The 21,639-nt window shown below is 44.1% G+C and carries 15 protein-coding genes; 9 read left to right on the forward strand and 6 right to left on the reverse strand.

What is annotated here, in order from left to right; translation table 11 throughout:
- Positions 1-24: 24 nt before the first annotated feature.
- The 4 genes from ACK8P8_RS18985 to ACK8P8_RS18995 all read right to left on the reverse strand — a co-directional run bounded on the left by ACK8P8_RS18985 (position 25) and on the right by ACK8P8_RS18995 (position 5,274).
- Positions 25-1,947 carry an AMP-dependent synthetase/ligase gene (locus ACK8P8_RS18985; protein ID WP_410026143.1) on the reverse strand — a complete coding sequence of 641 codons (1,923 nt, stop codon included), beginning with the start codon at positions 1,945-1,947 and terminating at the stop codon, positions 25-27.
- 56 nt (positions 1,948-2,003) lie between these two features.
- Positions 2,004-2,138, reverse strand: coding sequence for a hypothetical protein (locus tag ACK8P8_RS22270; RefSeq protein ID WP_494545989.1), 135 nt, complete (start codon positions 2,136-2,138; stop codon positions 2,004-2,006).
- Between the two features lie 105 nt (positions 2,139-2,243).
- Positions 2,244-3,041, reverse strand: a complete 798-nt coding sequence (locus tag ACK8P8_RS18990) for a leucine-rich repeat domain-containing protein (RefSeq protein ID WP_186975849.1) — start codon at positions 3,039-3,041, stop codon at positions 2,244-2,246.
- 1,018 nt (positions 3,042-4,059) lie between these two features.
- Positions 4,060-5,274 (reverse strand): dicarboxylate/amino acid:cation symporter, encoded by a 1,215-nt coding sequence (locus ACK8P8_RS18995; protein WP_410026144.1) that lies wholly within the window; start codon positions 5,272-5,274, stop codon positions 4,060-4,062.
- Positions 5,275-5,337: 63 nt separating this feature from the next.
- Here ACK8P8_RS18995 and ACK8P8_RS19000 point away from each other — a divergent pair, with 63 nt between their 5' ends.
- A complete protein-coding gene (locus ACK8P8_RS19000; RefSeq protein ID WP_186975851.1) occupies positions 5,338-6,267 on the forward strand; it encodes a DMT family transporter in 930 nt (309 codons plus the stop codon).
- Here ACK8P8_RS19000 and ACK8P8_RS19005 read toward each other — a convergent pair.
- Both ACK8P8_RS19005 and ACK8P8_RS19010 read right to left on the reverse strand, forming a co-directional pair.
- Positions 6,222-7,178: an energy transducer TonB gene (locus ACK8P8_RS19005; RefSeq protein WP_410026145.1), complete on the reverse strand. Its 957-nt coding sequence runs from the start codon at positions 7,176-7,178 to the stop codon at positions 6,222-6,224. The genes ACK8P8_RS19000 and ACK8P8_RS19005 overlap by 46 nt on opposite strands.
- A gap of 40 nt (positions 7,179-7,218) precedes the next feature.
- Complete coding sequence (locus tag ACK8P8_RS19010; RefSeq protein ID WP_410026146.1) at positions 7,219-8,421, reverse strand: energy transducer TonB; 1,203 nt, start codon at positions 8,419-8,421, stop codon at positions 7,219-7,221.
- A 173-nt stretch (positions 8,422-8,594) separates the two neighbouring features.
- On the opposite strand from ACK8P8_RS19010, the gene ACK8P8_RS19015 reads away from it, so the two are divergent.
- The 8 genes from ACK8P8_RS19015 (at position 8,595) to ACK8P8_RS19050 (ending at position 21,606) form a co-directional block, all read left to right on the forward strand.
- Complete coding sequence (locus ACK8P8_RS19015) at positions 8,595-9,167, forward strand: RNA polymerase sigma factor (RefSeq protein WP_369860174.1); 573 nt, start codon at positions 8,595-8,597, stop codon at positions 9,165-9,167.
- Positions 9,168-9,247: 80 nt separating this feature from the next.
- Positions 9,248-10,411 carry a FecR family protein gene (locus ACK8P8_RS19020; RefSeq protein WP_369860175.1) on the forward strand — a complete coding sequence of 388 codons (1,164 nt, stop codon included), beginning with the start codon at positions 9,248-9,250 and terminating at the stop codon, positions 10,409-10,411.
- 85 nt (positions 10,412-10,496) lie between these two features.
- Entirely contained in the window at positions 10,497-11,747 is a 1,251-nt protein-coding gene (locus ACK8P8_RS19025; protein ID WP_369860176.1) for a hypothetical protein, read from the forward strand.
- A gap of 28 nt (positions 11,748-11,775) precedes the next feature.
- Positions 11,776-15,420 carry a SusC/RagA family TonB-linked outer membrane protein gene (locus ACK8P8_RS19030; protein WP_410026147.1) on the forward strand — a complete coding sequence of 1,215 codons (3,645 nt, stop codon included), beginning with the start codon at positions 11,776-11,778 and terminating at the stop codon, positions 15,418-15,420.
- Between the two features lie 11 nt (positions 15,421-15,431).
- Complete coding sequence (locus ACK8P8_RS19035) at positions 15,432-16,928, forward strand: RagB/SusD family nutrient uptake outer membrane protein (protein ID WP_369860178.1); 1,497 nt, start codon at positions 15,432-15,434, stop codon at positions 16,926-16,928.
- A gap of 18 nt (positions 16,929-16,946) precedes the next feature.
- Positions 16,947-18,227: a zinc metalloprotease gene (locus ACK8P8_RS19040; protein WP_369860179.1), complete on the forward strand. Its 1,281-nt coding sequence runs from the start codon at positions 16,947-16,949 to the stop codon at positions 18,225-18,227.
- Positions 18,228-18,342: 115 nt separating this feature from the next.
- On the forward strand, positions 18,343-19,263 hold the full coding sequence (locus tag ACK8P8_RS19045; protein ID WP_369860180.1) for an ABC transporter ATP-binding protein: 921 nt from the start codon (positions 18,343-18,345) through the stop codon (positions 19,261-19,263).
- Between the two features lie 45 nt (positions 19,264-19,308).
- Positions 19,309-21,606 carry a Gldg family protein gene (locus tag ACK8P8_RS19050; RefSeq protein ID WP_369860181.1) on the forward strand — a complete coding sequence of 766 codons (2,298 nt, stop codon included), beginning with the start codon at positions 19,309-19,311 and terminating at the stop codon, positions 21,604-21,606.
- Positions 21,607-21,639: the final 33 nt, after the last annotated feature.

Genomic DNA, 21,639 nt, shown 5'->3' on the forward strand with positions numbered 1-21,639 from the left:
ATCCTAAATTTTAAATTCTAAACTCTAAATTTTATTCATTATTCTTTTCAGATTCTGAAGGTTATGCCTATTCGCCATATCCTTCCCTTCCGGGGTGTAAAGATAGTCGATTTCTTCTTTAAAATGATCGTAAACCCGAGTTCTTACCACTTTCATCGTGGAATTTATCATCCCGTTCTGCTCTGTCAACGGTTCGGGCAGGATAGCCACCACCGCGGGCAACCACCTTTCCGGGAACAAATTAGCATAGCGCCCGCCAACCCGGTAAGCCATCAATTCTTCCTGCAACTTCTTTATCATCAAACGATAGGAATCCGGGGAATCCGGTTCCATGTTCCGTTTCCCGACATATTCCCGCAAGGCGGCTTTATTCGGCACGATCAACCCCGCCGTGTAAGGCGATTGATTGTTATACAATATACAATAATCTATGTACCCGGATTGCTCGGCTATCGTTTCCTCGATACCCTCCGGACTATATTTCTCCCCGTCATTCGCGATCAGCAATGACTTGAACCGCCCCAGCACGTACAGCCAACCCGCTTCGTCCAGATATCCCAGATCACCCGTGTGCAACCAGTCATCGACAACCGTTTCGGCAGTGCTTTTCTCGTTGCGCCAATATCCTTCCATCACGTTTCCGCCCCGGATCCACAACTCCCCCTTCTGCCCGTGAGGCAACGGCTTCCCGTCCTCGTCGCAAATCAGGATATCCATCGGTTTTACCAGCGTTCCGGACGAACCGAAACGGTGGCGCCCGGGCGTGTTGGAACTAATCACCGGGGATGCCTCCGACAACCCGTAGCCTTGAAACATCGGCACGCCCAATGCCGCATAATAACGTTGCAACTCGATATCCAACAAGGCACCGCCTCCGACAAAGAAGCGCAAATTTCTCCCGAACACCTGTTTCCTGATTTTCGAGAACAACACCGCGTCCCACAATTTCACCAGAGGTTTCAACAAGCATCTCCATCCCTTGCCCCGGTCGTCCCCGAAACCGTTGTATTTATAAACGAGCCTTAATCCCGTCCGGTATAAACGTTCCGTGAAACGTCCTTGTGCCCGTATGCCCGCTTCTATATTTTTACGGAAATTCTTTGCCAACGCCGGAACGCTCAACAATATATGAGGTTGCACCTCTTGCAGGTTCACGGGAATATTGCGCAAATACTCCATTCCCGATTGCCCGTAATCCACCGACGCGACCGAAGCCCCGTTATACATGAACGAGTAAAGCCCCACCGTGTGGGCAAAACTATGATCCCACGGCAGGAACAACAACACTTTATAATAGTCCGGTATCCGGATAAGCGAATCCGATTGCAACACGTTAGTCACGTAATTCCGGTGCGAGAGCATGATACCTTTCGGCTCGGCAGTCGTCCCCGACGTGTAAGAGATATTCACGAGGTCACGTTCGTCGATAGCCTTCACCCTTTCGTCCAGTTCGTTCCGGTGTCCCGCCAACCATTCCTCTCCCTTCCGCTGCAATTCCTCGAAACCGATATAACGCCCCTCGTTCACCGCGGAATCCAACACGATAATCTTCTCCACGCCTTGTACCCGATCTTCAATCCCTTTCACCCGGTTCAGGAAATTCGACGAAACAACCAGAAACCTCGCTTGTGAATGTTCTATCCGGAACACAATCTCCCCATCCGTCAACTTAATCGACAACGGCACGTTCACCCCCCCGGCATACAACATCCCCAGCTCCGAATAAGCCCATTTATTGCACCCCTCGCTCAACAACGCCACCCTCTCGCCACGCTCCAACCCCAACATACACAATGCCCCGGCGAAGTTCATCACCTCCCGTTTCACCCCCGTGTACGTCGTCGCCCTGTATTCCCCGTCCTTCTTCTCCCATAAATAAGGTCTGTCGGGAAACATTTCACAACTTCTCTCGAATAAGTCTATAATCGTCTTCATATCTTTCATCATACCCACAAAGCTAACAAAGAATTTCCATTCTTACGAACAAAACGCTTCATTCGTTGTCATAAGTTACCATAAGGCAATGTCTGCAACCACAATTCCATGAAACGATCGTACACGCGATAGCCCTTATCGGATTTAAAAACGTATTCTTTATCCATCAACACCTTAAGAGCCGAATTGATTGAATATTTTATTCATAACCAATGATTTATAAATTGCGTAATTTGTGTAGCACAAAAAGTGCTACACAAATTACGCAATAACTTTTGAAAATAACAAATACTACTGTCAAAATAGGATTACTCTGTCCTGCCACCCATCCCGGCATCCCGTAATATTCTTTCCGTCTTCTTCTCCATGTAACAATTCGTGATATGCCAACGATGCTCGTCAAGCCAATACCTGTCCGCTTCGCGAGTTCCGGGATTCAAACCGTAATCTATACAGCCGAAATCCACCAAGCAAGTGACATCCCGGAACAACCGGTTCAATTCTTTCGCCGACAAATCATTGTAACAACACTTCACGGTATGAATTTTTTCCGCACCCTCGGCAACCCGCAATTTTTTCAACCTGTTGAAACGGCAGGCGAGCGTGTGCAACTTGAAACAACGGGACAAATTCAATTCCGTCAAGTAATTGCAATCACATTCCAACCCCATCAAACCGGAACAACCCGACAAATCCAGTTTACGCAAATTGTTACAAGAACATTTAAGGTAATACAAACGCGGGCTATCGCCAAGGTACAATTGCCTCAGACCGCAATCTATACAAAAAAAATGACCTAAATGGACACAATCCCGAATCCTGACACTCGTCACGGGGATATGCTCGATAATGAATTCCGATAACCGCGTGGCGGAAACGGTCACCGTGACCACGCGATTAACCCCGCGGTACGAGTGTTCACAATAGGGTCTTTTAGGTGTCCGCCAGTAATCCGAATCCTCAATACCCGGCTTGGGTGTGGCGTAACATTCACGGCTCCCGTCACCCCAATCCACGGTACACTCGTCCGCGTACACGTAAAATCTTATTTCCTTAGTTTTTCGCGTGTTGACGACTATCTCGATTTTTTCTTCCTGTTGTTCCATACTTCGTTATTTAAGTTAGTAAAAACGGGAGAGGGCAAAACGCCATACCCTTCTCCCTTTACGCGGGTGGTAGTCGCGTATGGCTCCCGCGTTCCTGTATTCTAAGTTTGTCAAGGTATTCACCTACCGGTTATTCCCCTCTCTCGTTTTCCAAAACAAGGAAAGGGGAGGAGCTAACTTTCCCCTTTCCGAGCACGGGCTTAAATAGCTGGTTGCAAACATTGTAAGTTCAATTTAAAACCCGCACAAAAAAACTTTTCTAATTTGTCTACTTTGTTGAAAAATAACCCGATACTAAAATCATCCGGTTATCCAGTATTTATATTTCAGCCGAAGTCCTCAAAAAATAAACTCCAGACTGAACAAGTCAACCCGGAGCCGTAGGATAACGGCAGGGGCTAGCTTAATTCATGGGAGTAGCGAACGCCATCATGAAAAAAGCAACCCCACGCCGTTATAATATATATCCATAAGAATATACAGATATAACAACGCGAGTGTTGCAATCTCCACGGTTTAATGGCAATTCTGCCTACTAGGTCGCTACTCCTAAACCATGTAAAATTATAACCTCAACATTGTAAACAGGACATCATCGGCGGCTCTCCGCACAGTCCATAACACAAAGGTAGAAAAAATTTTAATTCTTTCACAACTCTCCGCGCTAAATTATATTCCTGTATACGCATGAACAGCCCTATACCCCACATAAAGAAGTTGTTTCCAACATTGAAATCACGGTAAAGAATAGTGCGTCTATCTTCACACGACCTGCCAATTAACCGAAATTAACAAGGAGAGGACAGTACTGAAAAAAGTACCATTATAGAATTAGAATTGTACTTTCTATATATCAACTCCCATTCATCTCCTATTCAACTCCCATTCAACTCCTATTATAAAGGTAAAAAAATAGTAATTGAATAGGAAATAAATCGAAATTGATTTATCGTTAATACTTAGTAAAACTATCTATTATATTAACTCCTACCCTATCTCGTACAGGTAATAGAGAGAATTACTCGATTACCGCTACCTCTTCCAGTTCTTCGCGCGTGCCGACATGCTTACTGTTCCGGTTAATACGATCCATGATCACGGCGATAGCACCGTCACCCGTCACGTTACAAGCCGTACCGAAGCTATCCATGGCAATATACAACGCAATCATCAACCCTTGTGCCGTTTCATCGAAACCGAGCATGGACTGCAACAATCCCAGTGCTGCCATAATAGCTCCTCCCGGAACCCCGGGAGCGGCAACCATAGCGATACCCAGCATAAAGATAAAGCCCGCCATCATCCCGAAAGAAATCGGCATACTCGACATAAGCATGATCGCCATGGCACATGCCACGATCTTCATCGTACTACCCGAAAGGTGTATCGTCGCGCAGAGCGGTATCACGAACGCCGCCAGTTCCCGGTTCACGCCGTTTTTAATCGACTGTTCCAATGTAACGGGAATCGTGGCAGCCGAGGATTGTGTTCCTAATGCCGTCATGTAAGCCGGAAGCATATTACGGAACAAGCGGAACGGGTTTTTCTTCGATACGAACCCGGCAATAAAGAACTGTATAAACAACAGTACAATGGTCAGGAAGAATATGACCACGATAATTTTCACGAACACGCCCAGCACGCCGGACACCTGACCGGAGCCGGAAATATTCAAAAATATACCGAAGATATACAAGGGCAACAAGGGAATAATCACGGTGACAATCACTTTGTTGATAATATCCTTGAAATCTTCCATTGCCCCTTTCAGGGTCGCGCCGTTAATCACGGACATTCCCAAGCCGAGAGTAAATGCCAGAACCAGAGAACTCATCACGTCCATCAACGGCGGCATCATCACCGTGAAATAGGGAGCCAGCGGCACCGCCGCGGAGGCTTCTATCGGTTGCAATTCTCCGGCATCACCGAGCAACCACGGGTAACTCAGCTCACAGGCAAAATAAGTGAAGAAGCCGGAGAAAAGGGTAAAGCCGTATGCCAGCAAAGCCGTGATCAACAACAAACGCCCGGCACCCTTACCGAGATCCGCTATACCCGGGGCAACCAATCCCAAGATCAACAAGGGGATGATGAATCCCAAGAAATTACTGAACAGACCATTTATGGTCAAAAATATCCTTACCAACCAATCGGGAAAGAAAAATCCGCATACTATACCCAGAATAATCGCCACGATAATTTTAGGCAATAGCCCCACTTTTATTTTTTTCATACACTCACTGTTTATATTACAAAAATAAGCTACTTTCGTATGACAATATAGATACATCAGCCTATGACAAAAGATAAATGGCACGGACACATCGCTATCTTCTCTGCTAACATTCTCTTCGGATTGAATATTCCGATCGCCAAAACCTTAATGCCGGAATGGATCGACCCCATCGGGCTCACGTTCCTACGCATGTCATTCGGTGCCCTCGCTTTTTGGATCACCTCTTTGTTTGTCTTAAACGAAAAAGTAAGTAAAAAAGATTTATTAATTCTGTTTTTTTGTGCCATTTTAGGCACAACCATGAATCAATTCACTTTCATTAAAGGACTTGGCATGACATCGCCAATCGACGCGGGACTGATCGTGACGATGAATCCCATGATGGTGATGTTGATTTCAGCCTTAATCTTGAAAGAACCGATCACCGCGAAAAAAGCGGGCGGAGTACTTATCGGGGCTTGCGGGGCGGTGCTGATCATCTGGCACTCTTACGCGGTAGGGATTTCGGGTGGTTCCGGCAGCTCGATGACGGGTAATTTACTTTGTTTTATCAGCGTGATCTGTTACGCCACGTATCTGGTTATATCCAAACCTATCGCGCAACGTTACAGTCCCGTGACGTTGATGAAATGGATGTTTCTTTTTTCCACGATTCTCATGTTCCCGTTCAGCATACAGGAAGTGGTAGAAGCAAAACTATTCTCCCCCGACACGACATTCAGCGCTTTGGCAAGCGTGTTTTACGTGGTATTCGCTGCGACATTCCTCGCCTATCTCTTTATCCCGATCGCGTTGAAACGCATCCGCCCGACAACAATCAGCATGTACAATTACGCCCAACCCCTCGTTGCCGCCACACTGGCAATCCTTATGGGACAAGACCGCCTCACGTGGGATAAGCCCGTGGCTGCCGTGCTGGTTTTTACCGGGGTGTATCTCGTGACTCAAAGTAAGTCGCGGGCGGACATGGAGAGATCATCAGGCAAATGAGGGGGTGAGGATAATCGAAAACTGATCGGCGCCGTGTAGGTTGTCCGGAAACTGCGCTTTTTGATCGGACACCAAGCGGGGATGTATTTCGGGAAGCATCTTACTACCCGCTTCGCTTCTTGCTCCAAAAAGGGATTGCATCCTTTTACCACCTTCACGTCTGTGATAGAACCGTCGGTTTCAATCACGAAACTGACAAAAACCTTCCCTTGGGCATTTATTTTTATTGCCTCAGGGGGATACTTTACATTTTGAGAAATCCATGCCATCACGTTTCCTTGGGCAAATACCGGCATCTGTACGTAAAAACAATCTTTCAGCATCTCCTCGTCTGCTACCTGCCCATAAGACAAAGTGTAGGGCATTACATTCTTCAAGAAATGCCGACGACGGTCGTTCTCGTTCATGAATTCCCGCATTTTTGCCTCTTGTAGAATTTTCAAGTGAGCAAATTTCGGGTAAGCCACCAGATAATTATAAATAAAATTCTTCGGACCAAGTTCCTTCATCAACTTCAATTTTTCACTATTAAAATAATAGCATACCGCTTCCAGATCGTCGATACGGGTATTCGTCAACTTCGCGGTAATCATTAATCTCCTTGCATGGTCATAGGACTCCTGCCTGATATGTACCCGAAGTTGCTCCACCATCGCGGCATACGCCCGCTTGTCGTTCCCGTACTCTTTTTTCATTGCCTTGATTCGTTCCTGCAAATACTTCATTCCCTCGTCATTCGGAATTTCGGATACCGGGACACGAGTTTCCCGTTCCAACATCTTGCAATAGTTTTCGTACGAGAGCGAATCTTTGACCGAAGCGGAAACTTCCGCGACCGATACTCCCGTGAACCAACAAGTGAATAACAGGAATAGTCCTGTTTTCCACGCTCTTTTTACCACAAACGCCATAAGTAATATATTATTGATTGAACTTCTTCTATCTGATTCTCTATTGCAGTCTGAAATTAACAGGAGCTACCGAACGAAGTGCCACTCTACGCTTGTGCAGAAGGCAGTATGGGGGCACCGGGAAAGTGATACTTTTGAGAGCTCTTACCGCTTCTTTGTCCAAAACGGGGTCCGCACTACGCAGAATTTCCACCACGGATACTTTCCCGTCTATTCCCACGGTATAGCTCAACCAGACTTTCCCTTGAATATTCCTTTCCTGCGCGACAATAGGATATCTTACCGTTTTTGCTAACGCGTAGTTCAAATCCCTGTACGCAGTCAGAGGCGAGAGTATATGGAAGATACAACCACACGAGCACGAATCGCCGACAACTTCTTCCTGAGCCTGTATTCTAGGACTAATTTCTCGCGTGAAATACAGACGATGTTCCCGCTCGTTCATGCAATCCTTCAACCGTACCTCTTCCTGCATCCGCAGATGCCGGATACGGGGGGAGAGAGCGGCGTATCGTTTTATGAAATTCTCCTTTCCAATCCCTTCAACCAATGCTAATTCCTGTCCGATAATCTGTTCAAATACTGCCGCCAGAACTTTTATGTTAGCACTTTTGAAATTATAACATTCAAGTAACCCTGCCGCACGAGTGGTGACCGCATTCTTTTTCTTTCGTAAATCTTCTCGATAATACAAATAGGCTTCCGCATCCGTACGGAATCGGACACGCTCTCTATCCATCAGAATTTGAAGTATTTCCTGATCTTGTTCTTCAGCCACTTCATCCAGCGGAATCCCGGCTTCCCGATTTAACATTGCCACGTAATCCTCGTAAGAGTGAACTCCCGCCATCGGTTGTTCTATTTTGAAAAGCAAAGGAAAGGTCATGTAAAAACGCACCGCCTTACCGCCAATCTTTGCCGGGCTCCATTTCGGCATTGCCCCGATAACCCGCGTTGCCTCCATGTCCAAAGAGGGATGGGCACCTCGTAACACCTTGACCCCCGAAATACTCCCGTCCGGCTCTATCACGAATGCCATAATCACCCGTCCGGCAATCTCGTTATCCCACGCCTCTTGAGGGTAGCGGATGTTTTCACCCAACCATGTTTCCAGTTCACCCTCGAATCGCGGAGCTTCATCCGCCACGAGATACACGGTCGTGTCCCGTTCTACTGTTCCAGAAAAGATTACACTCGCTTTCAAACCGGAAATACCTGCTCCTCCATATATACAGAAAAGCATTGATATTAAACTATTTATCAAACAACGGGTAGTAGTCATGATATTCATTTTATTAGTTTATATACTAAATTAACGTTGATAAATGTATTAAATAAAAATAAGAAAATCAATATACCTTTCGATTATTGTTTTTTATATTTAGATTTGTGGCAAGCTAAGTTTATTAGTTGTTTATGGTGATTAGCGAAAAAGATTTTATACAATTCGTCAAAGGAGATGAGAAATCCTTTGAGATTATATTCTGCCAATATTATAAAACATTGGTGTCTTATGTCATGCGCCATGAACTGGAACTCATGGAAGCGGAAGATATTGTGCTTGAAATATTTCACCATACGTGGCAAATCCGGGAAGAATTGAAATCTCCCGCCGCACTTCACTCGCTATTATTTACCGCCACGAGAAACCGGGCTCTAAACGTTTCCCGCAATCTCAAAAATCGACAAAAGATAATCTCGGATAATTTTCCTAACGAGGAAGTTACAGAGGAACCGCAAGACTATATTATCGAAGAAGAAATCAGTAGACTATTGGACGAAGCTATTAATAAACTACCCAAACAGTGCGAACAAGTTATCACCGGAGTACTCGCAGGAAAAACGCTTCAAGAACTCGCTCAAGAAATGGAAATATCCGTAAATACCGCCAAGACTTACAAACTTAGAGCTATCGAATCATTGCGCAAGTTACTAAAAGATTCCCCGTACCTTGTTTTACTCGTGTTGATACGGAGTAACGAAAAATAAATCGAATCTTTAAAAAAAAGTTCACAATTTTGTCACCGGAATAAAAAGTTGCGGGTTTATAGTATAAAGGATAAGATATTATGGACCCCATTGCAAGCAAACAACACATAGCGGCTCTGATTTTAAAAGAGAAGACCATCGGGTTAACTCAACCGGAGCAACAAGAACTAGCTTCTTGGCGGCAAACGGATGCACGAAACGAGGAAATTTATACCCGATTACACGAAAAAGATTTTAGTTCCGAACTATCCAGATACAGGCAAATCAGTATCTCAAAAGGTTTAGAGCAATATCGGAAACGCTACGTTACCGGAAAGAGCAAACCACGCGTGACAAGGTGGTACTGGGTAGCTGCCGCGGCAGTATTAATGATCGGGATTACCTCCCTTCTTTTCCGCGGCGGAGATACCGATATTCCTCAAACCGGTATCGTGCCGGGTAATGCAAAAGCCACTTTAGTTTTAAATAACGGGGATATTATCAACCTATCTGGAAAGGGAAATAACGAAATTGTGACCACGGAGGAGTTGTCCATCCGGAATAACGGTTCTGAATTACAATACTCGCTATCAGAGAACCGACGCAATAATTACACGAATAATTACAACGAATTAATCGTGCCGAAAGGCGGAGAGTTCACACTCACGTTATCAGACGGGACAAAAGTATGGTTAAACTCTCAAAGTAAATTAAAATACCCTGTCGTTTTCAGCACGGGCTCGAGAGAGGTTTATCTGGAAGGCGAGGCTTATTTCGAGGTAACGAAAAAACCGCATCATCCTTTTCGCGTGAACGCCAAAGACGGGGTAAATATCGAAGTTCTGGGGACATCCTTCAACGTGCGGAGTTACACGGATGAAGACCGGGTGGAAACCGTACTGGAAGAAGGTTCGGTGAGAATGAACCGGGGAAAGGATTCCGTCATTCTCCGTCCCGGATACAAGGCTGTCTATCAACCGAACGAAAATATACAAGTGACAAGTGTCAATACCGAATTATACACGGCGTGGAGACACGGGCAATATATTTTCACGAACGAGAGCGTGGAGAATATTCTTAAACAACTTTCCCGCTGGTACAATATTGAAGTTTTTTACTGTAACGAAGCCGCGAAATCAGTTATTTTCAGCGGCGATGTTAGGAAATACGATAATATAACCACGTTACTGGAAGCGATGGAGATCGCGGGAGGCGTGCATTTCAAAATAAACGGAAACACGTTGATTGTAAGTTACGAGAAATAATATATACAAAATACTGAATTTAAGCGCTTTATAAAACGATCGTTTTATGGGATTATCATAAATATGCAATTTAAAAACAAATCTTATGAAAAAAAACAGTCTAATATTAACCCTTAAAATAATGATTTTGTTCGGGTTGTGCGCCTGTTCGGATAATAACGGGACAGACGACTCCAATCAGATTCGATTATACGGAGAACCATTCCTGTTGGAACAAGGAGCCATTTACCATGATAATAATCACTCCGTGATTGCCGTGAACGACTACATTTTCGAAGACCGATATCAAATCAATAATGAAGAACAGGTTGATATGGTAACAGGCTTCACGGCAGAAGTGAAGGAAGAACAAACAGGTAATTTTCTTATCGGCTTGTATGAAAAAGGCTTCGTAGTTAGCGATCTTACCAAAGATGCCCGAGGAAACGGAGCTTGCATCTGCCTTAGGTTTGCCTCGCCCGAACAAGACAAATTAACTCCCGGGAAATATATTTACTCGTTAAATCGCAATGAATACACGTTTAAGGGATATTCCAGTGTAAATTACGACACGGAAGAAAGTAGTGTCCCCAATGAATTGACCCAAGGAGAAGTAAATATATCCCGGGAAGGAGATATTTACACCATAATGTTCAAATGCACAACCAGTTTCGGGGGAATTGTTGAAGGACAGTACTCGGGAATCTTAAAATCTATTGATATCCGGAAAGAATACGAAACTGTAAAACAGTATAAAGGCATAAAGCTGGAAGCTCTATTCGATGAAATTAACTACACGGACATGGATGGGGCAGCACACCGGGAACCGGATTATTTACGGGCAACTTCATTTTTATCCAGTTCCACGCAACAAATATACTCGGCGAATCTTTATAAAGATTTAGCTGAAAGTGCCAAAAAAAGTATAGACATTGCCCTCGCCTACGACAAAGCAAACGAGATTTTATATTTTGAATCTCCGATCAAAGCACGGGCTCTATTATGGCATAACACGTTCCAAAATGAAAACCTGTTCGGTTACAGTTTTGATCTTCCCTGCCACACACAATATATGCCGGCACCGGAAAACTTCACGAACGAAGATTTCGAGAACTTGAGCCGACAAGAAGATTTCGCCTTTCCGTTTTCGGAAGCAAAAACTTCTATCCCCGTCACAGCGGACGTACCATGCTTTATTTTTGTACAAACCGGAAACGGCTTGAAAGGAGTCATCCGAATCAACGATATTACCCCGGAAAGCACAGAGATGATCGGAGGCATTACCTATCCCGTTAATCCGGCGGTCAACATCGATATCAAATTCCCTCATAGTTTTTCAGAACAAAAGATGAGATAACATATATCATTCCATAACAAGGTTCATTATGAAAAAAATACATCACACCGAACAGTATAATAGATTACCGATTATACTTTTCACCCTGATTATGCTCTTCCCGGTTTTATCGGCGAACGCGATGACCGATGAAAAGAAATTAAATCTATCTTTTAAAAATACTCCGCTTCCTCAAGTTTTAAAAGAAATCAAAAGGCAAACCCTATACGACTTCATGTACAACGCGCAAGAAATCGACATCAATCAAAGAATCTCTATCGAATTAAAAAATGTAACATTGGACTCCGCTTTAAGGGTTTGTCTCGCACCTTTCCACTTAACCTATGTTATAAAGGACAAAATTATCATACTTAAAAAGAAAGAAGCGATGTCGCACTTGGCGAAACACAATATAAGCGGAATTGTTAAAGACGAACAAGGTGTGCCGCTACCGGGGGTTGCAGTCATTCTGCAAGGGACAACCGCCGGAACGGTTACCAATTCGGACGGACGATTCCAAATCACTATTCCTCAAGAAAAATGTATTTTGAATTTTACTTTCATCGGGATGAAGCCCGTGCACCGAGAGATCAACGGGGAACAATTTGTCACAATCGTGATGGAAGAGGATATCGCCGAGTTGGATGAAGTCGTCGTTACCGGAATGGAAACGATAAAAAAGGATTACATGACAGGAAGTGCCTCCGTGATTACAGCAAAAGATCTTCGCTCACAAGGGATCACGTCTATCGACCGGCTGTTGGAAGGAGCCATTGCAGGTTTGAATAGCACGACCTTATCGGGAGCACCGGGAACCCGTTCCAAAATAACTATTCGGGGAGAAAACAATCTGTCCGGCAGAACCGAACCTCTTTGGATCGTGGATGGACTTCCACTCATGAGCGGGGTACCGGAAAACAACACGGGAGATTACGCGGGAACAATTATGCAGGACGGCGTGGGCAACATCATGCCGGAAGATATTGAGTCCATCACCATCTTGAAAGATGCTTCCGCGGCAGCCATATACGGGGCAAAAGCCGCAAATGGTGTTATCGTTATCACGACGAAAAAAGGATTCCGCTCAAAAATGCAATTCAATTATAGCGGAAATTACAGCTTGTCGGAAGCCCCAAGGCTACACATGGATTTCATGAACTCGCGGGAGAAGCTACAATACGAACGGGATATCATGGAAACTTTCGGGCTAAATGTCGCCGGGAATGCCGGACGGGGAGGATATCTCTACAAACAATTATTGGAAGGATATATCACGCAAGGTATATATGACGATAAAATCAATCAACTAAGAAATACGAACACGGATTGGTTTAAGGTGTTGTTCCGAACGGCACAATCCCATTCACACAATCTAAGCATACGGGGCGGTTCCGAAGAAATGACCTATTACGCGTCTGTCAATTTCCAAGAAAAAAACGGCATTTTGCTATCAAATAAATATTCTAACGCAGGAATACTCATGAAACTGGACTATCGTCCTGTCAAAAATCTAATTCTTGCCTTGGATATCAACGCCAATATCCGGAAATCAAGGGATCACGCTTCTGTCATTGATCCGTTTAAATACGCCGTGTTCGCTAACCCTTACGAACGTCCTTACGACGCAAACGGGAAATACGCCGCAGATTTAAGTTTCCTCGGAGCAAATTACACGGAAAAAACAGCTTCCGGTTACAAATACGATTCTTTCAATATCCTCCGGGAATTAAAAGAAACCAAATCTTCCGAAGACGGACTGGATGCCAGCCTGACTTTCAATATCCGTTATGATATCCTTCCCGGTTTGGCTGTATCTTCCATCATCCGGAAAGGAGCCAGCTACAACACGACGACCAAAACGATAGAAGCGGGAACTTATACCTCTTACGCTCAAGAAACTTTCGCAAAACAGGTGTACGGACAAGAAGTACTCCCGTCCGAGTATAACAACGGGGAATTATCGGAATCATCCGGTAAGAACTTTAACTGGTCGCTCCGCAACCAAATCGACTATTCATTTACAATAAAAACACACCATCTATTCAGTGTTCTGGTCGCTCATGAAGTAACTTCCAAGAAATTCAACAATTTCGGTTATACCTCTCCCATGTATTACGGGGATTATCGTATTACCGGAGTACCGAATTTCGACACGGACGTTGCCTATGAAACTTTACGGGCACAGATCGGTGATATGTTCAATACCTCCATCGGGCAGGACAGAACGGTGTCGTTCCTCGGTTCTTTCCGCTACGGGTACAAAGACCGTTACGTCTTTAACTTCAATTACCGGGCAGACGGGGCGGACGCGATCGGGGATGCCAATCGCTTTACGCCATTATGGTCCGTGGGATTAAGATACAATTTGCATCATGAAAAATTCTTTAAAAACAAGATAATCACGGAATTATCCTTTCGGGGTTCCTACGGATACACCGGCAACATTGACCGTACCGCTTACCCGTTCTCTACTATCACTTTAGGTAGCGACACATACGAGGGAAATCGATTTGCCACTCATTTCACGTATCCCAATCCGTCGGTAAACTGGGAAAAAAAGCTGGATCGAAATTTCGGGATAGATATTACTTTTCTGAAAGGTAAAATAAATTTCGCCATGGATTATTACAATAACCGGACAAAAAACATTCTGGAAAACCTAACGATACCTATCTCCACGGGAAGATCCAGTGTAAAAGCCAACGGAGGTACTGTTGAAAATAGCGGAATCGAATTCTATCTAAGTTCAAGGCTTGTAAGTACCACGAATCTGTCATTTAGTATCTCTGCCAACATTGCCCGCAACAAGAATGTCATCATCCGTTCAGAACATGATTACAACTCGTACGCGGAAGCTATCAGTTCAAGCGTACTCAAAGGAGGCGTTGTCAATGTTGTCGGAAAGGAAACCGGAGCTATTTACGGGTGGAAGTCCGCGGGTGTTGATGCACTATCGGGAAATCCCCTGTATTATCTCACGCCCGCGGGCAAAAGGGAATACGCCCAACTCTTGGATAGATGGGATAGTCTGGTAGAATTTGAAAAAGCAAACTACCAAAATAGTGGAGTAATTCCGTCCTTGACTTCCGTACCGGACTATGTCGCCTATGATAGAGAATCGGGTATGTTACCGAAACATTTCACCTCTTCCATGCAATACCTCGGTCGTTCCAACCCGAAGTACGTGGGTGGTTTCAACACCTATTTGCGATATAAGAATCTGGAATTTACCACTCAATGGAGTTACAAGATAGGACACATTATCCAGTCATTCAATGACCTCCAGAATGCACCCAACAGTAGTAATAATGATGCTTTGTCAACAGGGTATTCCAGCGATTTATCCGTTTCCGGGACAAACAGGGAACGCCGATACCTGACGTTCTGGAAAACAAGAGGAGATGTCACGGATATCGCTCGTTTCGTGTCTTCAGGCAATGATTACTGGGCAGGAATGACGACGTCCGACAAATACGAAAAGGGGGATTATATTCGTTTGACCAATATCAGCGTAAGTTACCGCCTCCCCGCGGAATTGGCACGACGTTTCGGCATGAACAATATGTCCCTTTCATTTAACGCGTATAACTTACTAACCTTTACTAAATATAAAGGAATGGATGTCGCAACCGGAGGTTCATTCTCCTACCCGACAGCCAGAGAGTATAATATTAAATTGTCAGTAGGCTTCTAAAAATCAAATACATGAAAAAGATATATCTATTAATAGCTTTGATTAGTTCACTTTTTATCCAAAGTTGTGATAAATTTCTGGACTTGAAACCACAGGATATCCAAGTCGTCAGCAAAATAGAAGACTATCGCGATCTTCTGGCCAGTTACATGAGGTTATTAAAAACCACAAACGGCAGCCAGAAACCGGTGCTAGGAAGTGTCTATCTATACCCTAAATTCCACGCGGCAGAAGCATTCGTGTACAGAAGCGGAGAACTATCCATTAACAAGAACTCTACCACTTATTATGACGCAAATCTAGGAGAATACAATGCCAGCGCGGTAAAAATACTTACATGGATGGATAGTGACGCGGATATCTGGAACAGGTATTATTCCTTCCTTGGACCGATCAACATGATTATTGACGGAATCACTACCGCTGACGGAGAAGGCGAAGATTTAAGAAACTATGTCAAGGGGGAAGCGTTAATCTGGAGAGCCTATTCTTATTTCAAACTCATGCAATATTACTCTCCTTATAAAGAAAATGATTACGGGATACCCGTCTTCTTAAAACCATATGACGATCCGGGAAACGCTATGCCAAAACGGGAAACACAAACAGTCGTGTATGAACGTATCCTTGCCGACTGCCGGGAGGTAATCGACCTTCTGGAGCAAACGCCTTCCAACCAATGGAACTGCGCGTATGAACCCAGATTTGTTCACGGTATGCTTGCCAGCATTTACTGTTACAAAGCGATGTCCGCCGCCGCGGAAGAGGACGATTGGCAGAATGCCGTTGACCACGCGGATAAAGCTATGGAGGGACGCTCTTTTGTTCGCGACCAAACTACTTATGACGCTATCTTTGACACTCCCGCGCAACAAACCTTCAAGAATGACGAATTTTACTTACGATTGGTTGACGGCAGAAACGTACAAATCGCCAATTTCATGGATACTTATTTCCAAGGATCATCTTATGGCCCGGCAGATATCGGTCCCTCGCGAGAATTCTATAATTTATATAAAGAGGATGATGTCAGAAAGAAGACTTTTTTCAGAACCCAGACTGATGGTAGCATCATATTCGACAAATACAATATTTCCAACGACCCGATGGCATTTCTCGGAGCAGGCGGCATCATCATGTTTTTCCGTCTGGCCGAAACCAGCTTGATTAAAGCCGAAGCATTGTACAGACTCGGGAAAACGGCGGAAGCCAAAGAAGTACTTGACAAATTCAAACAAGGACGATATCTCGACATCCCGGGCTCTTACACGGAATCCGACCTGTTGGACGAAATATTGAAAGAGCGTAAACTCGAATTCTATCATGAACAGGATACGTGGTGGCTTGATATGAAACGTCTGGGGACCCGCGTGGAAAGAGTGGTCAACGGAACCCTGTACGTGTTGGAACCCGACGATTTTCGTTACAGCTTCCCTATTCCCGAAACGGAAATGTCTGTAAACAAAAATATGGTACAGAATCCCGGTTGGGACGAGATCAGTCTTTAAACTTTCAAATTGAAAAACATGAAAAAAATTCTATACACAATAGCAGGCTTACTCGCCGGATGTATTTTATCCTGCACTCCCGACAAATACGACGTCGCGAAAATAGGTATGACCGACATGAGTAGTATCAAAGAAATAAAATTACGTACCAATCATTTCCAAGTATTGGCAAACGGGAAAGCACAACTTGAATTTTGCCCCCTTCTCATTACGAACGACGGATTTGAAGTACAAGACAGCAGAGTAGACCATTCCCAATTAGAGTATTATACCTTGTCGGGAGTATCTCTGTCCAAAACATACACAACATCAGACAAATCCCTCATAGGACAGGAGATCAACGCGTACGCGAAAATTAAAGGACGGGATATTATCTCGAACACGGTATCTTTCTCCGTGGTAGATCCTTCCGCCATGGACACGTACACCGAAATCACCATCCCCATCGTGTTTCATTTGATCCAGTCCAACAATGATATCATCGAATACGGGGGAGAAATACCCTTGGAAAGAATCAATTTACTAATCGACAAAATAAATAACACGTTCTCCGGGGCTGTCAGTCAAAATGCCACAGGCGTCGATACTAAAATAAGATTTAAAGCGGCGGTTTACGATCCTTCCGGGAACAAATTGCGAGAACCCGGAATCAATCGGATTCGCGTGGAAAAGGTGAGTGATGAAGCCGGAGATCAATACAAAACGCTGATCGCGAACGAAAAGGCATTGTGGCCTTACGACAAATACCTGAACGTTTGGTTGATATCAGACAGGGACAACGAATACACGTCTTTCCATTCCACGATATCCACCCAATGCGTTCCCCGATATATTTACCAAGGAACCGATCTGACAGGAAAACCGGAAGGCCTCGAATTATCAACCCGACCTGCAGACCGGGAACCAATAGCTAATGAAATCGGCATATTGTATAAAATACAATCACTTCAAACCATGGTTCGGACTTTTGTAAAAAGTGATAATGAACTGATAAACTGTTTCGGCTTTTATTTCGGTTTATTACCCACGTGGGAAACTTATATATTCTTCGGGTACCCGGAAGACTATTGTTCGGACACGCATAAATATTGCGGATATGATGTCGACGGATATCAAAATAACATGACACAATACAAACTGGTCGGGAATTGTTATTTCCTCGCTGAAAATATCATGGATGATCCTGTCGGCGTTCATCGTTCCATCAGTTTGCAACAGTGTCAACGCATCCGATGGATACTAAATAATTGCCCGGAGCGTTCAGCATGGAAATCCGATTTTGCCTTTACAGGCCAATAAAACAAATACCGCTAAAACAATAATATACAGGAAGAAACTACTCTGACAAAGAGTGAAGTTTCTTCCTCCGGAACTCGATTAATATTGTATTAAACATTGTATAAAATCATTTTGTATGGAAGAACCTATTGTAAAAGTCGAAAACTTATCCCATCGTTATAGCGTGCAATGGGCTATTAAAGACATTAATTTTGAAATCACTAAAAACGGAATTTATGGTCTGCTCGGTTCAAACGGGGCGGGGAAATCTACCACGATGAACATCATGTGCGGAGTTCTTAAACAAACGGAAGGTAATATATTTATTAAAGGGATTGACATGCGGGAACAACCCGTCGAGGCAAAACGCCATATCGGTTTTCTGCCGCAAACCCCTCCCTTGCACCCGGACCTTACCGTGGAAGAGTACCTGACTTATTGCGCCAACTTGCGTTATGTGCCGGACAAGGAAGTACAACATGCCGTGGACTCCGTCACGATTCGTTGCGGTATTTCACATTTTAAAAAACGGCTTATTCGTAATCTATCCGGTGGGTACCAACAACGACTGGGTATAGCGCAAGCTATTATCCACAACCCGGATTTCGTGGTCTTTGACGAACCGACGAACGGGTTAGACCCGAACCAGATTCTTGAAATACGAGGATTGATTAAAGAGATTGCCCAAGATCGCACGGTTATACTATCCACGCATATCTTGTCAGAAGTACAGGCCACGTGCGACTACATTTACATGATAGAGCAAGGCTCCGTGGTCTTTTCGGGTACGATCGATGAATTTGACAACTACATCGAACCGAACTCTCTCCTTGTTTCTCTCGTTGCCCGTCCTTCAGTGGAAGAATTAAAAAGTATTCCGGGTATTTCCAGCGCAGAGGCATTAGAAGGTTCATACTATCGTTTGTATTTTAGGGATAAATCGGAGATCGCGGAACGAGTCGTCGAGACAAGCGTTGCCAAAGGCTGGCGTCTTGACGAAATTAATGTCGAGAGAAGTTCCATGAACACGGTATTCGCGGAGCTATCAAAAAAATAACACAATCTCTGATTTTAAACCAAGAATAATTAAAATTATCAAGCAATGAAAATGATATTCAAAATAGCGAAAACAGAATTACAAACTTTGTTCTATTCGCCCGTTGCATGGTTAATCCTAATCATCTTCACCTTTCAAGCCAGTATTCTTTTCACGAATGTTTTCGATATGTCCGTGAAAAGCCAATCTCTGGAATACCAACTCGATAACGTGACTCTTTTTACATTCGGGGGGATGTTCGGTTTATTCTCCAGAATTCAACAATACCTGTATTTATATATCCCCTTGTTAACCATGGGATTGATGAGCCGGGAACTGAGTAGCGGCTCCATCAAATTACTTTATTCTTCCCCGGTAACAAACAAGCAAATTGTACTGGGGAAATACTTAGCCATGATGCTATACGGATTACTGCTGATGGGGATTCTATCCGTCTTTGTGATGTATTCCGCATTCGCGATTAAATCATTCGATATCATTTGTGTTTTATCCGGATTGCTGGGACTTTATTTACTGACTTGCGCTTATGCCGCTATCGGGCTATTCATGTCGAGCCTAACCTCCTATCAAGTTGTTTCTGCCATGGGCACCCTTGCTATACTGGCCGGTTTAAGTCTTGTCCGCAATGTCTGGCAAGATATGGATATCGTCCGCGATATAACCTACTGGCTGTGTATCGACGGACGTGCCGATGAATTTGTAAACGGTCTGATTTGTAGCGAGGATGTACTTTATTTTATCATTGTCGTCGTCCTTTTCCTTACCCTCACGATCTTGCGTTTACAGGTCATCCGACAAAAGACGAACTGGCTCGTGGCATGGGGAAGATACATCGGCGTGTTCTCGATCGCTATATTCCTAGGATATCTCAGTTCTCGCCCTCAATTAATGTGTTTCTATGATGCCACCCGAACAAAGGCAAGAACATTAACCCCCAACAGTCAGGAGATCGTATCCAAGCTAGAAGGAGATCTCACGATCACAACCTTCGTGAATATGCTGGATCGAAATGTATATTACGGTCTCTCAAGTGCCGTTAAAGATGACATGAGACGGTTCAGAATGTATACGCGGTTTAAGCCCGAAATCAAAATGAAATATGTCTATTATTACGACTCCATTAACAATCCTTCTCTCGATATACGTTATCCCGGTTTATCGTTAAGAGAACAGATGAAAAGAATTGCCGAAACCGTCGATTTTGACACGAACAAAGTAAAAACACCGGAAGAGATAAGAAAGATGATCGATCTTTCCGGAGAAGGCAACCGTTTTGTACGACTACTGGAACGGGGAAACGGTAAAAAAACATTCCTGCGAATATACGAAGATTTCAACGGGGCATTCCCGACGGAATCCGAAATATCAGCGGCATTCAAACATTTAATTATGGATTTACCCCTCGTTGGTTTCGTGAAAGGTCATGGCGAACGCGATATAAAAAGAGGAAGTGACCGGGATTACAAACATTTCTCGCAAGACAAACCGTTCAGATATGCATTAATAAATCAAGGTTTTGATATCACGGAAGTTGATTTACGCCAAGGAATTCCGTCAAATGTACGTATATTGGTTATAGCAGATCCCCGCAGAGCTTTTTCCGCCGAAGAAATGAACACGTTAAATACATACATCGAAAAAGGAGGAAATCTATTCATTGCCGGGGAACCGAAACAACAATCGATCATGAACCCGCTAGTCGAGCAATTCGGGGTACAATTTATGCCCGGATGTCTGGTCAAACCGACAGAAGATTTTGCACCGGATTTAATCATCGCAACCCCGACGAAAGAAGCTGCCGCCTTATCATATATACTGGAAGGAATGCTGCAAATGGAAAACCTTCTGTCAATGCCGGGCTGCACGGGATTAACTTATTCTCCTGACAAAGGATATCAAGTAACACCTTTATTCACGAGTGATCCGACAGGCAGTTGGAATGAACTGGAAACAACGAATTTTGTAGAAGATACTGCCCGCTTGAATCTACAAGCGGGAGAGGTTGAGCGATCTCACGTGACATCAGTTGCCTTATCCCGTAATATAGGAGACAAGGAACAACGAATTATTATTATTGGTGATGCGGATTGTCTCAGCAACGCAGAAATCGAAATGTGGAGAAAAGGGATTAATGCCCGCAATTATTCTTTCGTTAGAGGGGCTTTCTCTTGGTTGTCTTATGAAGAAGCACCTATCGACGTTCGACGTCTGATTCCGCCTGATAATAAAATCTACATTGGAAAAGGAGGTATGAAAATCACAAAACATGCTATGGTAGAGGGACTCCCCGGTCTTCTTCTTGTCATCGCCCTCCTTATCTGGCTTAGACGTAGAGGCAGATAGTGAGCGAAAAAGTATTAAGGGGCTTTATGCCTC

This window comes from Butyricimonas muris (assembly GCF_046365375.1).
GTDB lineage: Bacteria > Bacteroidota > Bacteroidia > Bacteroidales > Marinifilaceae > Butyricimonas > Butyricimonas muris.

Excerpts from the sequence above, each read along its gene's own strand:
- ACK8P8_RS18985 (WP_410026143.1), bottom strand. The coding sequence starts at position 1,947 with ATGATGAAAGATATGAAGACGATTATAGACTTATTCGAGAGAAGTTGT.
- ACK8P8_RS18990 (WP_186975849.1), bottom strand. The coding sequence starts at position 3,041 with ATGGAACAACAGGAAGAAAAAATCGAGATAGTCGTCAACACGCGAAAA.
- ACK8P8_RS18995 (WP_410026144.1), bottom strand. The coding sequence starts at position 5,274 with ATGAAAAAAATAAAAGTGGGGCTATTGCCTAAAATTATCGTGGCGATT.
- ACK8P8_RS19000 (WP_186975851.1), top strand. The coding sequence starts at position 5,338 with ATGACAAAAGATAAATGGCACGGACACATCGCTATCTTCTCTGCTAAC.
- ACK8P8_RS19005 (WP_410026145.1), bottom strand. The coding sequence starts at position 7,178 with ATGGCGTTTGTGGTAAAAAGAGCGTGGAAAACAGGACTATTCCTGTTA.
- ACK8P8_RS19010 (WP_410026146.1), bottom strand. The coding sequence starts at position 8,421 with ATGCTTTTCTGTATATATGGAGGAGCAGGTATTTCCGGTTTGAAAGCG.
- ACK8P8_RS19015 (WP_369860174.1), top strand. The coding sequence starts at position 8,595 with ATGGTGATTAGCGAAAAAGATTTTATACAATTCGTCAAAGGAGATGAG.
- ACK8P8_RS19020 (WP_369860175.1), top strand. The coding sequence starts at position 9,248 with ATGGACCCCATTGCAAGCAAACAACACATAGCGGCTCTGATTTTAAAA.
- ACK8P8_RS19025 (WP_369860176.1), top strand. The coding sequence starts at position 10,497 with ATGAAAAAAAACAGTCTAATATTAACCCTTAAAATAATGATTTTGTTC.
- ACK8P8_RS19030 (WP_410026147.1), top strand. The coding sequence starts at position 11,776 with ATGAAAAAAATACATCACACCGAACAGTATAATAGATTACCGATTATA.
- ACK8P8_RS19035 (WP_369860178.1), top strand. The coding sequence starts at position 15,432 with ATGAAAAAGATATATCTATTAATAGCTTTGATTAGTTCACTTTTTATC.
- ACK8P8_RS19040 (WP_369860179.1), top strand. The coding sequence starts at position 16,947 with ATGAAAAAAATTCTATACACAATAGCAGGCTTACTCGCCGGATGTATT.
- ACK8P8_RS19045 (WP_369860180.1), top strand. The coding sequence starts at position 18,343 with ATGGAAGAACCTATTGTAAAAGTCGAAAACTTATCCCATCGTTATAGC.
- ACK8P8_RS19050 (WP_369860181.1), top strand. The coding sequence starts at position 19,309 with ATGAAAATGATATTCAAAATAGCGAAAACAGAATTACAAACTTTGTTC.